General features: G+C 41.3%; 21 protein-coding genes, 1 riboswitch and 1 other annotated feature (1 of these 23 running past the window's edge). Of the genes, 15 read left to right on the forward strand and 6 right to left on the reverse strand.

Annotated elements, in window-relative coordinates; translation table 11 throughout:
* Positions 1–172: 172 nt before the first annotated feature.
* From ACIQCO_RS14980 to ACIQCO_RS14995, 4 genes are all read left to right on the forward strand, one after another.
* Positions 173–817 carry a bifunctional 4-hydroxy-2-oxoglutarate aldolase/2-dehydro-3-deoxy-phosphogluconate aldolase gene (locus ACIQCO_RS14980; RefSeq protein ID WP_400429915.1) on the forward strand — a complete coding sequence of 215 codons (645 nt, stop codon included), beginning with the start codon at positions 173–175 and terminating at the stop codon, positions 815–817.
* 96 nt (positions 818–913) lie between these two features.
* Positions 914–1,744 (forward strand): 5-dehydro-4-deoxy-D-glucuronate isomerase, encoded by an 831-nt coding sequence (gene kduI, locus ACIQCO_RS14985; protein ID WP_400429917.1) that lies wholly within the window; start codon positions 914–916, stop codon positions 1,742–1,744.
* Between the two features lie 44 nt (positions 1,745–1,788).
* Entirely contained in the window at positions 1,789–2,571 is a 783-nt protein-coding gene (kduD, locus tag ACIQCO_RS14990; protein ID WP_400429919.1) for a 2-dehydro-3-deoxy-D-gluconate 5-dehydrogenase KduD, read from the forward strand.
* Positions 2,571–3,407 carry a sugar phosphate isomerase/epimerase family protein gene (locus tag ACIQCO_RS14995; RefSeq protein WP_400429921.1) on the forward strand — a complete coding sequence of 279 codons (837 nt, stop codon included), beginning with the start codon at positions 2,571–2,573 and terminating at the stop codon, positions 3,405–3,407. Before kduD ends, ACIQCO_RS14995 begins: the two co-directional genes overlap by 1 nt.
* A 52-nt stretch (positions 3,408–3,459) precedes the next feature.
* On the opposite strand, the gene pckA is transcribed toward ACIQCO_RS14995, so the two are convergent.
* A complete protein-coding gene (pckA, locus tag ACIQCO_RS15000; RefSeq protein ID WP_400429922.1) occupies positions 3,460–5,046 on the reverse strand; it encodes a phosphoenolpyruvate carboxykinase (ATP) in 1,587 nt (528 codons plus the stop codon).
* 261 nt (positions 5,047–5,307) lie between these two features.
* A riboswitch (SAM riboswitch) is annotated at positions 5,308–5,444 on the forward strand.
* Positions 5,445–5,648: 204 nt separating this feature from the next.
* On the opposite strand from pckA, the gene metK reads away from it, so the two are divergent.
* A complete protein-coding gene (gene metK / locus ACIQCO_RS15005; RefSeq protein WP_400429924.1) occupies positions 5,649–6,848 on the forward strand; it encodes a methionine adenosyltransferase in 1,200 nt (399 codons plus the stop codon).
* 244 nt (positions 6,849–7,092) lie between these two features.
* Positions 7,093–8,985: an asparagine synthase (glutamine-hydrolyzing) gene (gene asnB, locus ACIQCO_RS15010; protein WP_400429926.1), complete on the forward strand. Its 1,893-nt coding sequence runs from the start codon at positions 7,093–7,095 to the stop codon at positions 8,983–8,985.
* A gap of 48 nt (positions 8,986–9,033) precedes the next feature.
* Here asnB and ACIQCO_RS15015 read toward each other — a convergent pair whose 3' ends face one another.
* Complete coding sequence (locus ACIQCO_RS15015; protein WP_400429928.1) at positions 9,034–9,546, reverse strand: gamma carbonic anhydrase; 513 nt, start codon at positions 9,544–9,546, stop codon at positions 9,034–9,036.
* A gap of 345 nt (positions 9,547–9,891) precedes the next feature.
* On the opposite strand from ACIQCO_RS15015, the gene ACIQCO_RS15020 reads away from it, so the two are divergent.
* Positions 9,892–10,695: an alpha/beta hydrolase gene (locus ACIQCO_RS15020; RefSeq protein ID WP_400429930.1), complete on the forward strand. Its 804-nt coding sequence runs from the start codon at positions 9,892–9,894 to the stop codon at positions 10,693–10,695.
* Positions 10,696–10,729: 34 nt separating this feature from the next.
* Positions 10,730–11,794 carry a tetraprenyl-beta-curcumene synthase family protein gene (locus ACIQCO_RS15025; RefSeq protein ID WP_400429932.1) on the forward strand — a complete coding sequence of 355 codons (1,065 nt, stop codon included), beginning with the start codon at positions 10,730–10,732 and terminating at the stop codon, positions 11,792–11,794.
* A gap of 21 nt (positions 11,795–11,815) precedes the next feature.
* Here the strand turns inward: ACIQCO_RS15025 and mnmM are convergent, their stop codons facing one another.
* Both mnmM and mnmL read right to left on the reverse strand, forming a co-directional pair.
* Positions 11,816–12,388, reverse strand: a complete 573-nt coding sequence (mnmM, locus tag ACIQCO_RS15030) for a tRNA 5-(aminomethyl)-2-thiouridylate-methyltransferase MnmM (RefSeq protein WP_400429934.1) — start codon at positions 12,386–12,388, stop codon at positions 11,816–11,818.
* On the reverse strand, positions 12,385–13,344 hold the full coding sequence (gene mnmL, locus ACIQCO_RS15035; protein ID WP_400429936.1) for a tRNA modification radical SAM protein MnmL/YtqA: 960 nt from the start codon (positions 13,342–13,344) through the stop codon (positions 12,385–12,387). Before mnmL ends, mnmM begins: the two co-directional genes overlap by 4 nt.
* Positions 13,345–13,536: 192 nt before the next feature.
* On the opposite strand from mnmL, the gene ACIQCO_RS15040 reads away from it, so the two are divergent.
* From ACIQCO_RS15040 to ACIQCO_RS15070, 7 genes are all read left to right on the forward strand, one after another.
* Positions 13,537–13,800 carry a YtzC family protein gene (locus ACIQCO_RS15040; protein ID WP_400429937.1) on the forward strand — a complete coding sequence of 88 codons (264 nt, stop codon included), beginning with the start codon at positions 13,537–13,539 and terminating at the stop codon, positions 13,798–13,800.
* Positions 13,801–13,816: 16 nt separating this feature from the next.
* The gene (locus tag ACIQCO_RS15045) at positions 13,817–13,993 is read left to right on the forward strand and encodes a glycogen biosynthesis protein GlgD (RefSeq protein WP_400429939.1); all 177 of its coding nucleotides are present in this window, start codon (positions 13,817–13,819) and stop codon (positions 13,991–13,993) included.
* A 340-nt stretch (positions 13,994–14,333) separates the two neighbouring features.
* The gene (locus ACIQCO_RS15050; RefSeq protein WP_400429940.1) at positions 14,334–15,149 is read left to right on the forward strand and encodes a hypothetical protein; all 816 of its coding nucleotides are present in this window, start codon (positions 14,334–14,336) and stop codon (positions 15,147–15,149) included.
* Positions 15,150–15,254: 105 nt separating this feature from the next.
* On the forward strand, positions 15,255–15,767 hold the full coding sequence (locus ACIQCO_RS15055) for a NapC/NirT family cytochrome c (protein ID WP_066090992.1): 513 nt from the start codon (positions 15,255–15,257) through the stop codon (positions 15,765–15,767).
* A 3-nt stretch (positions 15,768–15,770) separates the two neighbouring features.
* A complete protein-coding gene (locus tag ACIQCO_RS15060) occupies positions 15,771–17,222 on the forward strand; it encodes an ammonia-forming cytochrome c nitrite reductase subunit c552 (protein ID WP_400429942.1) in 1,452 nt (483 codons plus the stop codon).
* A 125-nt stretch (positions 17,223–17,347) separates the two neighbouring features.
* Positions 17,348–17,509 (forward strand): hypothetical protein, encoded by a 162-nt coding sequence (locus ACIQCO_RS15065; RefSeq protein WP_400429943.1) that lies wholly within the window; start codon positions 17,348–17,350, stop codon positions 17,507–17,509.
* A gap of 41 nt (positions 17,510–17,550) precedes the next feature.
* Positions 17,551–18,744: an MDR family MFS transporter gene (locus ACIQCO_RS15070; RefSeq protein WP_400429945.1), complete on the forward strand. Its 1,194-nt coding sequence runs from the start codon at positions 17,551–17,553 to the stop codon at positions 18,742–18,744.
* Positions 18,745–18,845: 101 nt separating this feature from the next.
* Here the strand turns inward: ACIQCO_RS15070 and ACIQCO_RS15075 are convergent, their stop codons facing one another.
* Positions 18,846–19,352 (reverse strand): hypothetical protein, encoded by a 507-nt coding sequence (locus ACIQCO_RS15075; RefSeq protein ID WP_400429947.1) that lies wholly within the window; start codon positions 19,350–19,352, stop codon positions 18,846–18,848.
* Positions 19,353–19,404: 52 nt separating this feature from the next.
* Positions 19,405–21,396, reverse strand: a complete 1,992-nt coding sequence (locus ACIQCO_RS28210; protein ID WP_483874169.1) for a fibronectin type III domain-containing protein — start codon at positions 21,394–21,396, stop codon at positions 19,405–19,407.
* Positions 21,397–23,589: 2,193 nt separating this feature from the next.
* Positions 23,590–23,645 (forward strand) — a binding site (T-box leader) (it continues 168 nt past the right edge of the window).

Raw genomic sequence — 23,645 nt, forward strand, 5'->3', positions numbered from 1 at the left:
AGTGGAAAATGGTTTAAATGCCTATTGCTCTTAAAATTTCTATAAAGTTATCAAAATATTTTTATCTATTGAAAACGTTAACATTATTATATATAATAAATCTATAATTTCCAAATAATAAATTAGATTTCCAAATAGGAAATTAATATGATTTTTCAAGGTGGTGAAAGGTATGAAAAAACTAAACGTTCTAAATAGCCTTACGGAGTGTGGAGTTGTTGCAGTTGTAAGAGCTGATACGATGGAAGAAGCCATCCTCATTTCTGAAGCGTGTGTAAAAGGTGGAATCACAGGAATTGAGATTACCTTCACAGTACCGGATGCAGAAGCTGTTCTAAAGGAATTAACATCTGTTTATTCAAATAGCAAGGTCGTGATCGGAGCTGGAACCGTTCTTGACGCTCAAACAGCACGGATTGCCATCATGAAGGGTGCAGAGTTTATTGTTAGTCCATGTTTTGATGTCGAGACAGCAAAGCTATGTAATTTATATCAAATTCCTTATATGCCGGGCTGTATGACGATTAACGAAATGAAACAGGCGCTTCAATATGGTGCCGATATTATCAAGCTATTCCCAGGTAATGCTTTTGGCCCGGAATTTATCAAGTCGGTTAAAGCACCGCTTCCCCATGTCAATATTATGCCAACAGGTGGCGTAAGTTTGGATAATGTCGCCGAATGGATCAAAAATGGCTGTGTGGCTGTTGGTGTCGGCGGAAATCTAGTAACACCTGCTAAAACGGGGAATTATGAGCAAATTACCGAGTATGCAAGCGAGTATATTAAAAAAGTAAAAGAAGCAAGAGAGGCGTAATGATGAAAAAGATTTCAGATGAAGTCTTTACAGTTGCCGAGAACGCACCAGGTAAAATCGTTCGTTAAAATTTGAAATGAAAAGGAGAAATGAACAATGGAAACACGTTATGCTCACCATCCAGAAGATGTAAAAAAATATACGACAGAGGAATTAAGAAATCACTTTTTAGTGGAAACACTTTTTGAAGCAGGCCAAGTACACTTAACTTATACTCATGTGGACCGGATGATTTTTGGCGGTGTTACTCCTGCGAAGGAAGAATTGACTATTAAACTCGATAAACAGCTTGGCGTAAATTATTTCTTAGAGCGCCGCGAATTGGGGATTATTAATATCGGCGATGCTGGTGTTGTCATTCTTGATGGTGTTGAATACGACATGGAGCGAAGAGACGGCTTGTATGTTTGCAGAGGGACAAAGGATGTACGATTCCGTTCAAAGGATGCGGATAAGCCAGCGAAATTCTATATCAACTCGACTCCGGCACATCATACATACCCGACAGTCAAGATTGATATTAACAACATTGACCCGCTGCAAGCAGGGGCTCCGGGAACATTAAACGAACGGAAAATTTATCAATACGTTCATCCAAATGTATGTGAAAGCTGCCAGCTTCAAATGGGCTTAACGATGCTTTCAACAGGAAGCGTGTGGAATACAATGCCTTGCCACACTCACGAACGCCGGATGGAAGTGTACTTGTACTTTGATATGGAACCGGAAACACGAGTCTTCCATTTCATGGGAAAACCAGATGAAACAAGACATCTTGTCATGAAAAATGAACAAGCGGCAATTTCTCCAAGCTGGTCGATTCATACTGGTACTGCTACTAGCAACTATACGTTTATTTGGGGCATGTGCGGCGAAAACATTACCTATGATGACATGGATTTTGTCAAAATGGAAGACTTGCGTTAATAGAAAGATAGCTTTTTAACAACATTGTATGGGAGGTATTCATGATGACGAGTGAATTAAATGCTTTTTCAATGGACTTTTTCCAGCTTGATGGGAAAGTAGCGATTGTAACGGGTGGAAATACTGGCCTGGGTCAGGGATATGCTGTAGCTCTTGCCAAGGCGGGTGCCGATTTATTTATCGTTACACATGGTACTAATTGGGATGAAACGCGCGAATTAATTAAGCAAACAGGCCGCTGGGCTGAGTTTTTCCAAGCGGACTTGACGGATAGACAGGCACTCAAGGAAGTGGCAGCCGAATGCCTAAAGGCTTATGGGAAAATTGATATATTAGTGAACAACGCTGGCACAATTCGCCGTTCACCAATCCAAGAGTACAAAGAAGAAGATTGGGATGCAGTGATAGAGCTTAACTTAAATGCTTTATATTTTCTAAGCCAGGAAGTGTCTAAAGTAATGATTGAGCAGCGGAGCGGCAAGATTATTAACGTTGCTTCAATGCTTTCCTTCCAGGGCGGAAAGTTCGTTCCGCCATATACGGCCAGTAAGCATGCCGCAGCCGGCCTGACAAAGGCATTCGCCAATGAATTAGCCGAATATAATATTCAAATTAACGCTATCGCTCCGGGTTATGTAGAAACGAAAAATACAGCGCCAATTCGCGCGGATGAGAAACGCAATGCCGAAATATTATCACGTATTCCTGCCGCACGCTGGGCAACACCCGCAGATTTGATGGGGGTTGTTGTCTTCTTATCCAGTAAGGCATCTGATTACATGAATGGGCATATTTTGGCGGTTGATGGAGGCTGGCTGGCGCGATAATGAATATAGGTATAAGAGCACACGATATTGACAATCAGTCTTTAGAAGAATTAGTAACGAAAATTAGTGATAAAGGGCTGACTTCAATCCAGTTAGCCTTAAACAAATCCTTTCCGTATATGAATACAGCGCCAGGCAGTTTATCACCTGGCTTCGCCCATCAAATCGGGCGCGCCTTCCGAGAGCAGGATATTCAAATTGCAGTCCTCGGCTGTTATATAAACATGATTCATCCAGATCAAACGGAGCGCAGAAAGGCGTTAGAGCGATTCAAAGAGCATATCAGATTTGCTAGAGATTTTGGCTGTGGTATTGTCGGGACGGAAACTGGGAATGTGAATGCGGAAATTGCTTATACCGTTGAAAATTTCAAAGAAAAACCATTCCTTGAAGTTGTCGAAAGCGTTCGTGAGCTTGTGGCCGAAGCAGAAAAATTTGGGGTGATCGTCGGAGTAGAGGCAGGTGTAAATCACCCGATTTATTCCTCGAAGGTGATGAAGCGGCTGTTGGATTCAGTCGACTCCAATAATCTCCAGGTCATCTTTGATCCGGTCAATTTGTTAACAATTGATACGTATCAAAACCAAGAGAAGATCTTCCAAGAAGCATTTGACTTATTGGGAGACAGAATCGTTATTCTACACGCAAAGGATTTTATCGTCGAGGACAATAAGTTAAAAACAGTCGCTGTGGGAAAGGGACTATTAAACTACGACTTCGTGTTGAATTATATTAAGAAGAAAAAGCCGTTTATGAATATCTTAATGGAAAGTACACGGGAACCTTTTATTGATGGAAGTATTAAATTTTTAAAGAAATCATTTCAAGAGGCTTAATGATTATGTTAAAAAGTCCCGCGTAAATTTAATTTCACACGGGACTTTTTCATTATGCAATCGGACCGCCTTTTTCTTCAATTTCAGTCGAAATAGCGGTAAATTTCTTAAAGTTTTCACGGAATTTTGCCGCAAGTTCCTTTGCTTTCTGTTCATAGGCATCCGTGTCTGCCCATGTTTTATTTGGTCTTAGTATATCATCCGGGACACCGGCAATATGAAGCGGAATATTTAAACCGAAGAATTCATCCTTGACCGTTTCAACCTGGTTTAGTTCACCTTCGAGGGCTGCTTGAACCATCGCTCTTGTGTAGGCAAGTTTCATCCGATTGCCGACGCCATATTCGCCGCCCGTCCAGCCGGTATTCACCAAAAACACATTCGCATTATGCTCAAGGATTTTTTCACCAAGCATTTCCGCATAACGGGTCGCAGGCAGCGGCAGGAATGGTGCTCCGAAGCAAGTTGAAAAGGTGGCTTCCGGTGATGTCACACCGCGTTCAGTCCCGGCTAGCTTGGATGTGTAGCCGCTTAGGAAATGATACATTGCCTGTTCCTTTGTTAACTTGGCAATTGGCGGCAATACGCCAAAGGCATCAGCTGTTAAAAAGACGATTGTATTTGGATGACCGGCAATACTCGGCAGGATAATATTATCAATCGCATCAATTGGATAGGCAGCCCTAGTGTTCTCCGTTAATGTTCCATCATCATAATCAGGGATTCGCGATTCCTGATTGATCACAACATTTTCGAGGACGGTACCAAAGCGAATCGCATCGAAAATTTGTGGTTCTTTTTCTCGCGTTAGATTAATGCATTTTGCATAACAGCCGCCTTCAATGTTAAAGACGCCATTTGATGACCAGCCATGTTCATCATCACCAATCAATCGGCGGTTAGGATCAGCTGACAGGGTGGTTTTTCCTGTTCCGGATAAACCGAAGAATAGAGCCACATCTCCTTCAAGCCCAACATTCGCTGAACAGTGCATGGAAAAAATATTGTTTTCAGGCAGCAAATAATTCATCACCGAAAAAATCGATTTCTTCATTTCACCTGCATATTCGGTTCCGCCGATTAAGACAATCCTGCGTTCAAACGAGATGATAATAAATGTTTCTGAGTTTGTGCCATCTACAGCGGGATCTGCTTTGAAATTTGGAGCCGAAATAACTGTAAATCCAGCATCGTGGGTCAGCAATTCATCCTCGGATGGGCGAATGAACAATTGATGCACGAATAAATTATGCCAAGCATATTCATTTACGACTTGAATGGGCAGGCGGGATTTTTTATCGGCGCCGGCAAAGCCTTTAAACACAAAAAGTTCAGGTTGTTGTTTTAAGTAATCAAGAACCTTTTGATACAGAACTGTGAAAGCGTCTTCGGAAATCGGTTGATTAGAAGGGCCCCAGGCAATTTTATCCTTCGAAGACTCCTCCATCACAATAAATTTATCTTGAGGTGAACGGCCTGTATATTTACCGGTAGAAACACGAACGGCACCTGTTGCGGTTAATGTTCCTTCATTACGGCTTAAAATTTTCTCGACTAATTGGGGAACGGATAATTGTACTTGGACATGATTTTCCTTTAACAGCTGAGTTAACTCATTAGGAATTTTTACAGAATTCATTTTATGAAACCTACCTTTATTCATGTTTTTGGTATTTAATAGTATAACACATTGACGCTAATAGTCTACACTATTCAACAAAATCAAATTGTATTTTATACATTATTCAATTTATTTTTAATAAGTTATAACATTCATTTAATTTTTGCATATGATTGAAAAAATAACGGTATTTTTTCTTGAGTTTTAAGGGAAGTTTCTTGAAAAATTCATTGACATTGCTCGATATTGTAGCGTATTATTCTAATTTGAACGGATACTCTCTTATCCCGAGCTGGTGGAGGGACAGGCCCAATGAAACCCAGCAACCTGCAATATGAAAAGGTGGCCGCTAACAGGTTCTTTTCAAATGCAAAGGTGCTAATCTGACGCAAGGCTCACGCCTTGAACGATAAGAGTGAAAGGCCCGGAACAACCTTTCCTCTGATAGTGGTAAGGTTTTTTGTTTTGTATAAGTCCTTTTAAGAAAAGAGTCTCTAATAAAAATCCTTTGTTTATTTCATACTAAGGCTTGGGAGTACCGTGTCAATTCACGAGGTTCAAGAAGTATTCCTGTAACCTTCAAAAAACCTCGATTATCTCATTATATAGGAGGAATTCAGATGTCAACAAAACGTCGTTTGTTTACTTCTGAATCAGTAACTGAAGGTCATCCGGACAAGATCTGTGACCAAATTTCTGATTCCATTTTAGATGCTATTTTAGCAAAGGATGCTAATGCTCGTGTTGCGGCTGAAACTTCAGTTACAACTGGATTAGTCCTCGTTGCTGGCGAAATCACTACGTCTACTTACGTGGATATTCCAAAGATTGTTCGTGAAACGATTAAAGGCATTGGTTACGATCGTGCTAAATACGGCTTTGACTCGGAGACTTGTGCCGTGTTAACCTCGATTGGCGAACAGAGCCCTGATATTGCTATGGGTGTCGACCAGGCACTTGAAGCACGTGAAGGCTTAATGTCTGATGAGGAGATCGAAGCAATTGGGGCAGGAGACCAAGGTTTAATGTTTGGTTATGCCTGCAATGAAACGAAAGAGCTTATGCCGCTTCCGATTTCACTTGCACACAAGCTTGCCCGCAAATTAACAGAAGTGCGTAAAGATAAGGTTCTTGAGTACCTTCGCCCAGATGGAAAAACGCAAGTAACCGTTGAGTATGATGAAAATGACAACCCGGTTCGCATTGATACCATTGTTATCTCAACTCAGCATAATCCGGAAGTAACATTAGAGCAAATTCAGCGCAACCTGAAAGAATACGTTATCAACCCGGTTGTTCCACAAGAACTAATCGATGAAAACACAAAGTATTTCATTAACCCGACAGGCCGTTTCGTTATCGGCGGACCACAAGGGGATGCCGGCTTAACTGGCCGTAAAATTATTGTTGATACGTACGGCGGCTATGCTCGCCATGGCGGCGGTGCCTTCTCTGGTAAGGATCCAACAAAGGTTGACCGTTCTGCAGCCTATGCGGCTCGTTACGTAGCGAAAAACATCGTTGCTGCCGGACTTGCTGACAAAGTAGAAGTGCAGCTTGCCTATGCAATTGGTGTCGCACGTCCAGTTTCCATTTCGATTGATACGTTTGGGACTGGCAAAGTGAGCGAAGAGGTTTTAGTTGATGTAGTAAGCAAAAACTTCGACCTCCGCCCAGCCGGAATCATTAAAATGCTTGACCTTCGCCGTCCAATTTACCAACAAACAGCAGCATACGGTCATTTTGGCCGTACCGATGTTGAGCTTCCATGGGAGCTAACCGATAAAGCGGATACGTTACGTCAAGAAGCAAATCTATAATAAAAAGGGGAGTTACATTCTGATGTAACTCCCTTTTCTATTTTTCGTCTAACATTTTGTGTAGTTGTCTTTAAAAATGAATAAAATGTTTAAGTAGGACTATAGAAGTAAAAACTGAAGGTACAGTAAATTTTCTAATGTTTTCAGTGCATTTTTTTAAAAAATAGTGGTAGTATTATATAGTATGTTTTTCAAGAAACATCCTTTTAAAGGATAGTTAGAAATGGAGTAGGTGAGGTACATAATGTGTGGTTTTATTGGTTGTGTACACGACAAAGCACAAAATTATAGTGATGAACAAAGACAACAATTTAAACATATGAACGATATCATTACTCATCGCGGGCCTGATGATGATGGTTTCTTTTTTGATGATCATATTCAATTTGGCTTCCGTCGTTTAAGTATTATCGACATTGAGAGCGGTCATCAGCCGCTAACGTACGAAAATGAGCGCTACTGGATTATCTTTAATGGTGAAGTGTATAACTATGTGGAGCTTCGTGAGGAATTACTCAAGGAAGGGTTATCGTTTGCGACGAGCTCTGATACGGAGGTTATCATCGCCCTATACAGCCACTTGAAGGAAAAAGCAGTCGAAAAGCTGCGCGGAATGTTTGCCTTTGTTATTTGGGATAAGCAGGAGCAAACCCTTTACGGTGCGCGTGATCCTTTTGGAATAAAACCATTTTTCTATATGCAGGACGGGGAAAGAACGTTGTTTGCCTCAGAGAAGAAAAGTATCTTACTCGCCCTTGAAAATGATGTTTTGGACTATGATTCGCTCCAGCACTATTTAACCTATCAATTTGTTCCTGAACCAAACACTTTGTCTGAAGGAATAAAAAAATTAGAGCCAGGTCACTATTTTACAAAAAAAATTGGCGGACCTATGGAAATTAAACGATATTGGAAAGCGCAATTTAAGCCGATCAACAAATCAGAATCTGATTTCATCAAAGAAATTAAAGATGTTTTGTTCGACTCGGTCAAAATGCATATGCGCAGTGATGTTCCAGTTGGCTCGTTCCTTTCTGGCGGGATTGACTCCTCAATAATCGCATCGATTGCGAAGGAATATCACCCGTCCATTAAGACGTTCTCTGTTGGTTTTGAACATAATGGCTTCAGTGAAATTGATGTCGCCAAAGAAACAGCTGACAAGCTTGGCGTGGAAAACATTAGCTATGTGATTACACCGCAGGAATATATGAATGAAATTCCAAAAATTATGTGGCATATGGATGACCCGCTCGCAGACCCGGCGTGTGTTCCGCTTTACTTTGTCGCACGTGAAGCACGTAAACATGTAACCGTGGTGCTGTCTGGTGAAGGGGCCGATGAATTATTTGGCGGCTACAATATTTACCGTGAGCCTCAAGATTTAGAAGTATTCAATAAAATTCCGCGGGTAGGAAAAGTCCTATTAAAAGGGATTGCGAACATGATGCCTGAAGGAACAAAGGGCAAAAGCTTTATCGAACGCGGTATAACACCGATGGAAGAGCGTTATATAGGGAATGCCAAGATGTTTACGGAAGAAGAAAAACGTGATCTTTTGAGCGTCTATCGTGAAGGCTTAAACTATTTAGACATAACGAAGCCTCTTTATCAGGAATCAAGAGGGTATGATCCAGTTGACCGGATGCAATATATTGATATTCATACCTGGATGCGCGGCGACATTTTACTTAAGGCAGATAGAGTCACAATGGCACATTCGTTGGAACTGAGGGTTCCATTCCTTGATAAAGCCATGTTTGAGGTGGCCTCGAAAATCCCGACAAGCTTAAAAACGGCAAATGGGACAACGAAGTATATTTTGCGAAAAGCAGCTGAAGGCATTGTGCCGGCACATGTGCTTGACCGTAAAAAGCTTGGCTTCCCCGTGCCGATTCGCCACTGGTTAAAGGCGGAAATGAACGAATGGGCGAAAAAAATAATCCGTGAAAGTAACACGGATCATTTAATCAATAAAACATACGTTTTAAGATTACTTGAAGACCATTGCCAAGGCAAAGCCGACAACAGCCGGAAAATCTGGACGGTGTTGATGTTTATGGTCTGGCATCAAGTGTATGTTGAAAAAATATATAATTTCCAAACTGCTGGTGAAAAAGTACTGGAAACCATCTAATACGACGAAATAGCACCCATAATTAATTTTTGGGTGCAATTTTTTTAATTATGACTGTAAGGACTTATAATATTGTGCCTTCTCCGCATATTCTGTATAAATGCGTTCCATGTCCTTTTTGTCTTCCGCTGTTAATTCTCTAATAACTTTTGCCGGTCTGCCGAATGCTAAGCTATTAGGGGGGATTTTTTTCCCTTGGGGAACGAGACTGCCGGCACCAATAAACGCACCTTCGCCGATTTCAGCTTGGTCAAGGATAATCGACCCCATCCCGATTAACGCCCTTTTCCTAATGATGCAGCTGTGAAGAATTACTTGATGCCCAATCGTTACTTCATCCTCTAAAATTAGCGGGTTATTAGGACTTTGGTGTAAGATAGAATTATCTTGGATATTTACTTTATTGCCTATCCTTGTTGGGGCAACATCACCTCTAATACTCGAGTTAAACCAGACGCTGGACTGTTCGCCAATTTCAACATCACCAGTAATCGTTACATAATCGGCAATAAATGCAGTTTCCGCAATTAACGGATATTTATCTTTAAAGGGGTAAATCATAGGTTCGCTCCTTTTTGAGTTATAATTCTATTGTAGCGAAAGCTTTACGTAAATTTCAAAACATTTATCTTTTTTATTTTTTTGTTGTGTTAAAAGTGAATGTTGATTTCCGTTCCAGGCGCTTCGCTTTCCGCGGGGCGGGCGGTGAGCCTCCTCGGCGCTAAAGCGCCTGCGGGGTCTCACCTGTCCCGCTGCTCCCGCAGGAGTCTCGCGCCTTCCACTCCAATCAACATTGTGATCAAAATCAACAATATTCTTTAACACAGCCTTATTATTTATAAACTTCAGGTGGAAGTTTAATTTTTATAATAATCGCTAATTACTTTTTCAAGGGGGAAAAAATATATGTGGAAGTGGGAAGCTGAAGGGGAAGCAAAGGCGGTAATCGTCATTGTTCATGGGGCAATGGAACACCATGGCAGATATGGCTGGCTGATTGAAATGTGGCGGTTATCAGGCTTTCATGTTATTATGGCTGACCTTCCAGGGCAAGGGATGACAACCAGAGCCAACCGCGGCCATATCGACTCCTTTGATGAATATATTTTTGAAGTTAAGGATTGGGTCCAAGCTGCATACCGTTATGATCTGCCTGTCTTTTTACTTGGTCATAGTATGGGCGGATTAATCTCGATTCGCTTACTTCAAGAAGAGAGAGTAAATGTAGCAGGGGTGATTCTATCTTCCCCGTGCTTAGGACTGGTCCATTCCCCTTCCAAATTTTTAGATGCGCTATCCCATGTGTTGAATGTGGTCTTTCCTTCGTTACGAATGAATTCAGGATTGACTGTCCAAATGGCGACGAGAAATGAAGACGTAAGGGAAGCGGACTCGAATGATACCCTTTACGTGACAAAGATATCGGTAAGATGGTATCGTGAACTTGCTGCGGCGATGAAGCAAGCGTTCCTTAATCTCGGAAAAACACAGGATATCCCCATGCTGGTTATGCAGGGCGGGGATGACAAAATCGTCAATAAAACGACCGTTAAGGAATGGTTCAATCACGTTCCATTATCCGAAAAGAGATTTAAGGAATGGCCGAAATGCTACCATGAAATTTTTAATGAACCGGAGCGCGAAGAGGTCTTTGAATACGCGAAAGATTTTGTTTTAAGTCAATTAAAAGCTATCGGATATATCGTTTAGAAAGGTTGTTGTTTCCATGATGCCAATCACCCTAATGTCCAGGGTATACCGCAAAATTCTTCCAGCAGTCCATCAAGAATTGGCTTATTGGAAAAGCCGGGCTGAAAAAATTCCGAATTCGGAGTTACGCACTCAGGCGCTTGCCAGTATTGAGCAAAAAACATTTCACTGTGAAGGTGGAGCGATCTTAGCACTTACTGCTGGCGCGGATTATAAAAAAGCAGTCAAGTTTATTGTTGCTTATCAAACGATTAGTGATTATTTAGATAATCTTTGTGACCGAAGCACATCGCTTGATCCTGAGGACTTTGCTGCCCTTCATGAGTCGATGGCAGATGCACTTATACTTAGGGCTGATAGGAAAAACTATTACCGGCTTCGTGAGGATCAAGATGATGGGAATTATTTGCATGATTTATCGGAGACCTGTCGTTCTGTCCTTAATGAAACCGAGCATTACGATTTAATCAAAGATTATCTTCAGGAGTTGTGCCAGTATTATTGTGATTTGCAAATTCACAAACATGTAGTCCATGAGGAGCGGGTACCGCGGCTTGAAAACTGGTTCCATCGTTATCAAAACCGGCTCCCTGAGATGGAATGGTATGAATTCTCGGCCTGCTCCGGTTCGACATTGGGGATTTTTTGTTTAATATCGTATGCAATAAGGGAGGATTTTCAGGCGAGTGATGCCGAAAATATTCGTAAGGGCTATTTCCCTTATATTCAAGGACTCCACATTCTCTTGGATTATTTCATTGACCAAGAGGAGGATATTGCCGGAGGGGACTTAAACTTTTGTTCTTACTATGACAATCAGGAAACCCTTTTTCAACGGTTAAAGCATTTTGTTGTTGAAGCGGACAGGCATACGGAGTATCTTCCGCATAAGAAATTCCATCAGCTTATCAATCGGGGGTTGTTAGGAATTTATTTATCAGACGCCAAGGTTCGAAAACAGAAAAATGTCCGCAAGCTGGCAAAGGGTATCATTAAATCAGGTGGATGGGTCAGTTATTTCTTTTATTTCAACGGACGTGCCTACCGCTCGGTGCAAAAATTAGTCCCAGCGTTTGTAACTAGACTTATGATTAAATAAAAACCAGGCGCTGCCTGGTTTTTAACGTTTTTCCAGCGCCACAATAAATGGCGGGTTATTTTGCTGATTGATAAATTGGTATTGCAGTACATGGGCTTTCTTTTGGTCTAATTGTTGGCAGAAATGAAGTAGGATGTCCCGTTCCACCGCACCTTGTTCGTGCCCGTGGTAAATAACAAGGACGATGATTCCCTCTGGTGCCATCATTTCCAATAACTGCTCGATTGCGGCAATTGTTGTATCTGGTTGAGTAACAATTGATTTATCGCTGCCAGGCAAATAGCCAAGGTTAAAAATCGCTCCAGTAATTTTTGGATGATCCCAAGTTGGGATTTTTGTGGAAAGCTGTTCGTGTCCTTCGTGAAAAATGGTCACCCGCTCTGACAAGCCATGAGTCGCCAAGCGGTCCTTTGTTGCCAGGATTGCCTCTTTTTGCACGTCAAAGCCGTAAACTTTCCCGTTATCCCCAACTAGCCCTGCTAAAAACACGGTATCATGGCCATTGCCAACTGTTGCATCAACGACAACATCACCGGGTTGAACGGCTTTTTCGAGTAAATTTTTCGCAAACGAAAGAATACGCTCCATTTTCATCGGTTCAATGCCCCATGATAAAATTTACCCTGCCAGCTGTCCCTACGCTTCAATTCTGCATCAATGGAATTCAATACTTCCCACTTATTCACACTCCACATTGGGCCAACCATCAAGTCAATTGGGCCGTCGCCGGTAATCCGGTGAACAATCATTTCCGGTGGTAAAATCTCCAATTGGTCGCATACTAAGTTGACATAGTCTTGTTGCGAAAGAAATTCAAGCATGCCTTTTTCATATTGCTTGACCATCGGCGTGCCTTTTAAAAGATGAAGCAAATGAATCTTTATTCCCTGCACGTCTAATTTGGCGACTTCACGGGCCGTTTCCATCATCATCTCATACGATTCAAGAGGCAGCCCGTTAATAATATGTGTGCAAATCCGAATCCCATGCTTTCTTAGCTTATTAACACCGTCAATATAACTCTGGAAATCATGGGCACGATTGATAAGAAGTGCGGTGCGTTCGTGCACAGTCTGCAGCCCGAGCTCAACCCATAAATACGTACGCTTGTTTAATTCCGCCAAATATTCAACGACATCATCAGGCAGGCAATCTGGACGAGTGGCAATCGACAAGCCGACAACGCCTTCCTGCTTAAGGACGGTTTCGTATTTTTCCCGAAGAACTTCAACGGGTGCATGGGTATTCGTAAACGCCTGAAAGTAGGCCATGTATTTGCCGTCTTTCCATTTCGTGTGCATTTTTTCTTTAATTTCATTAAATTGTGTTTCCAGTGTCTCAACACGATTACCGGCAAAATCTCCTGAACCGGCAGCGCTGCAAAAGGTACAGCCGCCATGTGCAACCGTACCGTCACGATTCGGACAATCAAAACCGCCATCAAGTGCTACTTTAAACACCTTATGGCCGAATTGGCCGCGCAAATGGTAATTCCAAGTATGGTACCGTTTATCATCAGCTGCATATGGAAAAGGTTTTGTCTGAAGCATATCAGAAAACCTCCTTTTATTTTTACATAAAGTCAATTTTATCATAAAAACGAAGGCCTTATCCAATTGTAATTGTTTCAAGGAAGGCTGGTAAAAATTTATCCTGCGGTTTCTGTCATAGAAGAAAGAATGGAGAACACAATAAGAAATGAAGCCGTATGCTTCATAGCAGGGATTGAAGGGGGTTCTTAAATGGCTACTCGTGATTCAATGGATAACCTGATGCAGCAGTGTGAGGATGCGATTCGATTTGCCGAGGAACAATACAAGCAAAGCAGCCTCCAAGAACAATATAACGATGATAATTATACACAGGCACTACAGGGTCTTGAAGGCACTTACGGTGACATCGCCAAAATGGCCCATTTTGCTAATTCGCAGCAGCGAGAGCAGCTCCATAGGATGAGACTGCAGCTACAGCAGCTGCAGAACTCGATGATTTTAAAAGGGCATTAAGAGGAGGAGAGACTTTTTGAAAAAACGATCAAAACAACAAAATCCAGAACAAAAAACTCGAAACGGAATCAATAATCAAGATCTCGAACTCGGCCGGGATGTTGACCTTGTTAAGAAGGCAAAAAGGAAATATGAACAATCAGGCGGTCAGCCAGTAAAATCCAAAATGCACCCAGAAAATGGACAATCCTAATAATAGATTAAAATCTCTCAACAATTTGTTGGGAGATTTTTTTGCGGGTATTTTAAAAAAATAACTCTAAAATTACTTGGGACATCAATTTCTTAATAGAAACAACATGAAAATAGAAGAAAAACCGTGTTCACACTTTTGCTACAACTACAATTTATTGTGTGATGTAGGTCACAGATGGGGATTATTTAACATGGTTTAAATGAGATATGGATTTAAAAATCCCATTCCAAAAACACCACTTTTTGTTAAGTGAACATATCTAGCACTATTTATAGAACAATATGTGAATCCGTTCACATTTTATCGACAAATTTTTCTTAGTAAAGGAAGTATTGAAATGAAAAAATACTTTTTTATCGCTAGCATCTTTCTGGCCTTTATGTTTCCTTCGGTTAGCTTTGCCGAAAATAGACCAATTTTAAGCATGGAAGAGCTGACAATTCAAGTCATGCCGGAGTTTGCTTACCATCCAAATGATCAAAAGAAAGAACATGCACCACTGTTAATTGGTTATCAGGGGTCGATGGTAAATAACTCCGATCGGCCGCAAAAAGGACAAATTGAAATTCCGCTGCCAATGGGTGAGAAAAACTTCCGAATTGGCTATGTGGCAGATTACTCAAGCGATTTACGAAACGCTTATGAAATTGAATATGCCATCGACCGTGATAAAGGAACGGTTTCCTGGACAACAAGCGAAGAGATTGGTCCAAATGAACGCTATAAATTTGTTATCGAATTTTATACAGACAGCTTAAAGGTAAATAAGGTTAAGAAGACCTTAGCGTATCAGTTTAAAAGCTTTGCTGACATCGGACTCGTCAATGTTACTTTTACAGAGCCGTCGAAGGCAAAAAAAATCAAGCTCACACCAGCCCCTGATGAAAATCAGAATCATGGTGAAGCAGCTAACACATTCTCCTACCTTTTCCAAGGAATAAAAGCAGGTGAAGAAAAAAACTTCACTTTAACATATGAACGCAGCGAAACGAAGCCGACCACAGAGCTTACCAATGATAAAACTTCAGCTGAAGTGAAAGGAAACGAGAATAAGAAATCCACAAATATTGCTGTTGCCGCATTTAGCGGGATAAGTGTTCTATCTGTGGCTGCATTGACCATCCTGATTAGAAATCGAAGGAAATGGCAGTAAAAAACCAAAGCGTCTTTTGGCGCGAATCAATTGGGATTAAGGTGCCTTCAAGGTTCTTTAATAAATAAATAGAGAGTACTTAGAAAATTAATGGGAGGTGAAGTAATGTTTAAAAAGCTTCTGAAGATGAACAAAAAGTTTTTAATTGTGTTGGCCTTGCTTGTTGGCGTGTTTTTATCGTTTTCAACTGTCAAAACAATGGCTTACTTGGATTCACCTGGTTTTTGTCAAAATTGTCATACGATGAAATCCGTTTATACGTCATTCGTGGATTCAACACATTCCGATTTGCAGTGTAATGACTGCCATTTGCCGCACAAGAGTGAAGTCGGGAAGTTATTTTTTAAAGGCCGTGCCGGGATGACACATATTTATTTCAACACACTCGGAACAGATGATATTCCGGATGTAATCCAGGCGACGGACCGCACGAAAGATATCATGAATGATAACTGTATCTCGTGCCACAACAGTACGCTCAGCAATGTATCACATGACGCAAAGGATAAGTGTATATCCTGTCACAAAACAGTTCCACATGGGAAAGGCTTTAAAGATGATCATTATAATAAGCCACCTAAATCAGGAGAATTATTAGAAAATAAGGGAGGATTTTAAAAAATGGGAAGGATCCGATATGGGGCATATCTTCTCCTGCTGGCATTTGTGTTGATAATCACCGGCTGCAGCAATGATTCCGGTGAAAAAACAGCTTCGGCAGCAGGTAAGAAAACAACAGGCCTTTCAGCCGATGAAATAAGCAATGAAGCGTTCAAGGACTTATTTCCGCTGCAATATAACAGCTACAAGAAAAATGAAAAGATGGAAGACACAAAATACAATGGTTCGGTCAAGCGCAGCAAATACGATGCCGATAAAGAACCATTACTGCCAATCCTTTTTAATGGATATGGATTTGCGACCGAATACAATGAAGACCGCGGTCATACCTATGCTTTAGAAGATATTCGCAGTGTTAAACGGATTACTGATAAGTCAGTTGGTTCTTGTTATACATGTAAATCGACGGCAGTTCCCAAAATGATTGAGGAAATGGGCGACAGCTACTGGGGAGCCAATTTCAATAAAGATATCTGGCCAAAAGGTGAAGCAATGGGCCACTCGCCAATCGGCTGTTCAGACTGCCATGACCCAAAAACAATGGATTTACGCGTGACCCGGCCTAGTCTTTTTAAAGCATTGAAAGCAAAGGGTGTCGATGTGTCGAACCCAACGAAAAACGAAATGCGCAGCTATGTTTGCGGCCAGTGTCATGATGAATATTACTTTGCTGCTAAAAATAGTGAAGTTACCTACCCGTGGACAAAAGGTTTTAAGCCTGAAGATATGTATGATTACTACAGCACGATTGCAAAAGAAAACGGTTTTGAGAAAGACTGGATCAGCAATATCTCCGGCACACCGATGTTAAAAGCACAGCATCCTGAATTTGAAACTCACTTATCAGGCACACACGGGAAAGCAAATGTATCCTGTGCCGATTGCCATATGCCTTATGAACGTGTCGATGGAAAAAGAAAAATCACTTCACACTGGTGGACTTCGCCGCTTAAAACGATGCAAACATCTTGCGGACAATGTCACGGTGACCGTGATTTAGACAAACTGAAAGACCGTGTTATAGAAATTCAAGATGCAAACGTGAAGGGGCTACATGATGCCCAAGATATTTCCACTTCAGCCCATTACTATGTAAACAAAATGATTACATCAGGCGTGAGCCAGGAAAAAATTAACCAAGCTCAGGAATTTGTCCGTAAAGGCCAATGGTTCTGGGATATCATTGCAGCTGAAAACTCCGCCGGCTTCCATAACCCGCAAGGATCAATGGATTCCTTAAGGATGTCCATTGAGCAGTCTAGCAAAGCGATCCGCCTTGCAACGGAAGAGCTTGTGAAAAAAGGCGTCAACATGGATGAGCTTGACAAGGAAATTGAAAAGGTTAAAAAGGCTGTTGCGGATGAGAAAGTGAATGAGAAGAAAAAAGATCACGCTGTAAACAGCTATTTCCCAGCTCAGGCGCCAGTAGTGCCGGCAGTTCCAAAAAAATAGACCCTTTCCATTAGAGGTTCTTATTCGTCCGACCAAGAAGGAATAAGAATTTAAGAAAGAGCCTTGCAATAAATTCTGGAAAACACTGTTCCTCTTTGGGGAACAGTGTTTTCTTACTTTTTATTGTGACAAAATGGCGTGGGAGTGTCAATTTGCAGGGCTGCCATTTTGGGATTGGCGGAATAGCTCCAGAAATTGGCGGAATCAGCACCCAAATTGGCGGAATAATTTCCAGCACTAATTGGAAAAAAAACGATTGCGCCTTAACAGAAAAACAGCTAAAATGACCAAGGGAATCAAAATAGTTAATCTTAAAGGAGCGTTTTTCATGCCGCGTGCCTTATGGCTCTTAATCATCGGGATGGCAGTGAATGTAATAGGCTCTTCTTTTTTATGGCCTTTAAACACAATCTATATTCACGATCATTTAGGAAAGTCCCTCTCTGTTGCCGGGATTGTCCTCATGCTCAACTCGGGAGCAAACGTCATCGGAAATCTTTATGGCGGCCATTTATTCGATAAAATTGGCGGTTATAAATCTATTATATTGGGAATCGGTATTTCCCTCTTGGCCTTAATCGGCCTATCTATCTGGCATGACTGGCCGCAATACGTCGTTTTTCTTACCATAACTGGCTTTGGAACAGGAATTATTTTTCCATCGATGTATGCGATGGCAGGTTCCGTATGGAAAGAAGGAGGGCGCAAATCGTTTAATGCCCTTTATGTCGCGCAAAACCTCGGGGTTGCAGTAGGTGCATTTCTTGGAGGGATAGTAGCAGCTTACTCATTCCAATTAATCTTCTTAGCCAACACCATCATGTATGTAATCTTTTTACTAATCGCTTTATTTGGATATAAGGGAATCCTGGTAGAGACAGCAATAACTGACCATAAAGAAAAAACGATAAATGTTGTAAAAAGCAAAGCAAATCTGCAGGCTTTACTAATTGTTTGCGGAGGGTATTTGCTTTGTTGGGTTACTTATAGTCAATGGACAACAACCATTGCTTCCTATACACAGGAAATCAACATTTCTTTGAAACAATATAGTTTACTATGGGCGATTAACGGGGCCATCATCGTTATTGGGCAGCCGCTATTAAATGGCGTGCTAAAGCATATAACGGCTTCACTTAAGGTGCAAATCCTTATTGGAATTGGTATCTTTATCGTTTCATTTTTAGTTGCTGGAACTGCGAGTGCCTTTTCAGGATTCTTCGTCGCAATGATTATCCTAACAGTAGGTGAAATGTTCATCTGGCCTGCCGTTCCTACAATTGCATTCGATTTAGCACCAAAGGGGAGAGAAGGCTTTTATCAAGGAATCGTCAACAGCACCGCAACCGGCGGCAGAATGGTTGGCCCATTACTAGGCGGAATAATAGTAGATATGTATAGCATGTCCTCATTATTTTTCGTATTGATTGGACTATTCCTAATCGCAATCGTCACCACACTTATGTATGATCGTGGAATAAAAAGGAAAATGGTGTCAGGCACCGTTCGTGGACAAATGTAGCATTTGTCCACGTGGGAAGGACAGTGAGGGAATTCTAAAAGAAGAAAAAAGTGCGGGAGGCGAATCCCGCACTTTTCTTAATTAAAATAGTTAACTTGAAATTAATTCCCCATATCCATTGCTTGATGATCATTGACGTCTACAGCTTTAAGTGTAAGACTTTTCGTTAAGCGGTTTTTTTGTCCATCCTTTAAGGCAGTTTCATGCTCTTTTGTAATCTTTCCCGTTTTAACTGCATCTGCAATGATTTGATTTTCATAATCGGTTAATTTTTGCAGAAAATCTGCCTTTGTTAATCCTTTGCTTTGAGCAATTTGGACAAGGGTCTTTCCATTTTTCATTTCGTTCATGATATCAATCGGCAGCACATTTAGAACTTTTGCGGCTTCACTGACAACGTTCATTTGCTTTAATCGGCTTCTGCGGAAGTTCGGGTCGATATTTTGCTTATCCTTTGCTGAGTATTTAACCATCATTTGTTCGGCTGACTTCTTATGATTTGACGTCTTATTTTTGGCTTCAGCATTACTATTATGCCAAAAAGTAGATACTAAACCTATAATCAGAAGCATGATTAGTAATCCCGTTACATTCATCCGTTTTTTCATCGATCGGGTACCTCCTTTATTATTTTTCATATTTCAGATAGGAAACTGCTTCCTATTTAGAGGTAGTTAAATTATCTGCTACCCATGCAGAAGCACCAAGTTGATTGATGGCTCTAATTCTAATATAGTAGGTCGTATTCTTAGCAAAACCGTCTATCGTAACAGACGAATTTGGAGCTGAGACCGTTTTTGTTGAAACATTATTTTTGAATGCCGAATCAGTGCTGTATTGAATTTCATAATTAGTAATCGGACCTGTTGGCTCTGTCCAGCTAACAGTTATTGAATTCGTTGTCGTTCCCTTTGTTTCTTTTAATTTCAACTTTGTTGGGGCAGTTGGAACATTAGGAATTTGAATTGAAACCGTATTCGAATATCCGGAAGGTGTTATTCCATTCAATGCATTCACTCGATAAAAGTATGTCATTCCCAGTTGCACTGTTGAATCGATATAGGTTACGGCTCCCTTATCAGGGCTATTTATTACTGTAAAATTTTTATTATCGGTAGACCGCTCAACTGTAAATCCGGTAGCATTTGTCGCATTATCTCTCCAAGTCAAAATGACACTTGTTCCGGATAGGAGGCTTGCCGCAAGATTGCTTGGTGCTGCCGGAGCCGGTGGTGCAATTGTGATGCTCGCCGTATTCGAGTATCCTGATTCGGTTGTTCCACTCACTGCTTTCACACGATATGTGTATGTTCCCGCTGATAAATTTGAATCAGTGTAGCTTGTTTGTGTAGGTCTGGCGATTACAGTATAGGTAATACCATCAGCTGATCTTTCTACAACGAATCCGGTTGTGTTTGCTGCATTATTCGTCCAAGTCAATTTTGCGCCGTTTTGACCGCTCGATGTAACAGTTAAGCTGCTCGGTGCCTTCGGAAGCGCAGAAGCTGTTACAGTATTCGATGGTGTACCGCCATCTAAAGCAGTTATCGGATTTGTCGAGTTTGGATTAGTGGCCGCATTAAATGAATCGACACGATATTGATAACTTGTATTTGGGTCTGCTGTTTTATCAGTAAAAGCGGTGCTGTTAGCCAGACCGACCGCAATTTTTACAAACGTACCGACCTTACCTTTACTATCAACAGGAGCACGCATAATATTGAAGCCAACTTCTTTAGCAGGATCGCCAAATGTTCTCCAATCAAGGTAATTTATTGGTGTCGGAGCCGTCCAAGTTAATGAAACTGAGCCATCGTTTGCTCTGATTAAGCTTAATACGGACGCTTTAGGTTTAACTGTCTTTACCGTAAATTTAATCGGGCGCATCATGTCATTTTCTTCATGACCTAATAGATGACAATGCCATACATATTCCCAGCCGAAATTTGTCATGACATTCCTTGTGGTAACTGGATTTCCAGTTAACGGATCGACATTCATGAACATTCCGGTCGACCCCAAAGGGATTGTTGGGTCTAAAAGACGGATGCTATCTGGAATACCAAACGGTAATTTTGGTGCAACAGGTCTTAGTGCAATGATAGTATCTTCCAACGGGTTCATTCGTACGGTATCCTTCCAGCCCCGTTCGTTAGCATCAGGGAAGCGGATGGAACCATCCCAGCCCACTCGGTTAATCAGCTGAACATCAAACAAATGGAAATGGATTGCATGTGTATCGACACCGTTATGTGTGACTTTCCAAATTTGTGTTCCATTTGCTGATGGCGGAGTTAGAGGTGTCATTGCATCGGTCAGATTCTCCGTTGAAGGGTCTACATAGCCAAGCATAATCGTCGTCTGGTTCTGGAAGTTTGTATTTGGCAATTCTGTGCCTAGTACTGCATTCATGCGTCCATACTCAACTTCAAATTCTTCAGCAATTGCCTTAGGCAGCATTGGAACGGTTACCTTTGACGCAGCGTTAGGAGGCAAGATAGAGATATTATTAGCTTGAATCGTGCCATATGTCTTTGGATCAGTGGATGGCAGTGGATTCTGACCAGCAGCAAAAGCTTTTGGAAGCTCTGTTTTTAATGTGTTCAGATCGTAAGCTGGTGCCGGTGTGGAATCTGCTATTTTTATTTGCATAATTGTCCTTGTATTTGGTCCGTAACCCGGCTGTGTTGTTGGCGCTCCTCCAGAGTTGTCGCCTGTGGCTGAGAAGTCAGGGTCGCCAGTGTAATAATCATAGCGTGGATCAAACGCCGGAACAGGAGCAGGGGCATCGTTGTAAAGAATAAGTGTTTCACCGGCATATTGGCTGAAATCGACAATTACATCTGCTCTTTCAGCAGGAGCTAAAAAGAGTGTTTTGTCTGAGACGTTTAGAACTGTAATGCTTAAGCGGCCATATTCATAATTAATCGGCTGGTTATCGAGTACAGCAGGATCTTTAAGAAAACCACTTTCAGTTCCAATTTGAACCATTTTTGGTCCTGCAGCTGAAGGGTCTGGAACCCCTCCATCCCGTCCATCTCTAGGCCATTTAGCAGGATAGCCTGCTTTTTTTACTGCATCAACCATCGGGACTTCACCAGCATTTGCATCATTCAATGTTCCATTATCGTTCCACATTTGCGCATTCGATGCAGCCTTATAAAGCTGCAAATTCCAATTTCGGTCATTAGAAGCATTTAATATCCGGAAACGGTAAGACTTAGGTTCAACCGTAAGTGTCGGATAAGCGGTTCCATTAATAACGGGTGTATCCATAAATGATTCTGGAACCCAAGATACATTTGGTGTGCCAGGATTCTCCGGTGCTTGGCCCTCTTGACCGGCTAATGGGTTCTTTACAGGCCCCTGTAATAGTCCAGTGTTAGGCGGCCAGAACCATGGGCCATAATCCCAGCGCCCCATTTCGTTTGCGCCGGTAAGGTCAAAAGGATTCTGATTCGGCATATACACATGGGGGAACCAAAGATTTCCCATTCCACCCCATTTCGTCTTATCCCAGGTTGGATCTGTTGCTGCTAATTGATTTTCAGAAGGCACGAAGGTTTTATCTTCAATTAGTAACGGAATTTCATCCTTCGGAATAATCCCTCTATCAATGAGATCTTTTTCAACATCATCTTGAAGCAAGTAACCGGCAGATTCTCCAGCATAAACATTTAATCTTGTAAGACCATAAGAATGGTCATGATAAAACATTAACCTGGCACTTTGCTGATTGGTGTAGAAGAATGTCATTGAACCATCGCCGGGATCAGGCATATCAGGGACATTCTTTACACTGACTCCTTTCGGATATGGAGTTTTTTCGCCTGCTGGCGTAATCCATTGATGTGGGGTTCCATCACTAATCCAAGGGGTAACACCTCCATGCAAATGGAGAGTAGCCCGGTTTTGTGTGTACATATTCTTTCCATCAGGTCCCATCCCTGATCCCATAATGGTCGTATCAACAGGTAAGAAGAGGTCACCATCCTTGCCCGTTGGAAGTGCATTGGTAAATTTAATTCGTACAGGCCGATTCTTTTGTGCGACAATGGTCGGACCAAACTTACTCGGAATATTTTTAACTGTAGTATCTTCTGTGTTTGTTTGCATATACCCACGGAGAAGTGTTTCAGGCAGATCACTATGCATTTTCTGAGAGTATTGAACGAGTGAAATTTCATAGTAATCAGAGCCTGGGTACGTAGTTGTATCCGGAATCGCTACCGGTATATATTGGTGTAAGTTGTTTTCATTGGCTTTTCCAAGACCAGGCAGAGTGTCGACAAATTTTCGGATTCCAGACCCAGGAACAATTTCGCTAGTTTCCGGATTAAACTCTGGTAACGGACTATTTGCATAGTTTGGAGTTGTCCAATAGTCCGGTATTCCTCCAGGTGTACCTGGTGCGGGTCCTGCTGCTAATGCATTTCTGAGATTAATTCCGGAAATTGGCAGGGCTGTTAATACTAATAATACCGCGATAATACTTAATTGAATTTTTCTACCAAATCTTTTTACCTTATTGAGATTAACCATAGTGCATCACAACATCTCTCCCTATGAGATTTATTTTTATAACGAACCAAACTCTTGGAAGAAAAACCATGTAAATGTTTGGAAGTTCATTATAAAAATATTATAATTCATTCTTTATAAAGATAGAATATATTCTTTATTAAGAAATAATTATTATAGTTTACACTGTTGTAATAGTGTAAACTATAATAATTAAACTAATAGGGTTAATAAAATAGAAAATTGTCAAGTATGAAATTAGGCACAAGTTTACTTGCAACCGATCGAAAAATTTAATACAATAACCGTAATACTTTTTATATAAGAAAAACAGTGATCAGGAGTAGTAATGGTCAATACCCGAACTGTAGAGAGTTGAC

It is taken from the genome of Neobacillus sp. NPDC093127 (assembly GCF_044754175.1).
In the GTDB taxonomy this organism is placed as follows: Bacteria; Bacillota; Bacilli; order Bacillales; family Cytobacillaceae; genus Neobacillus.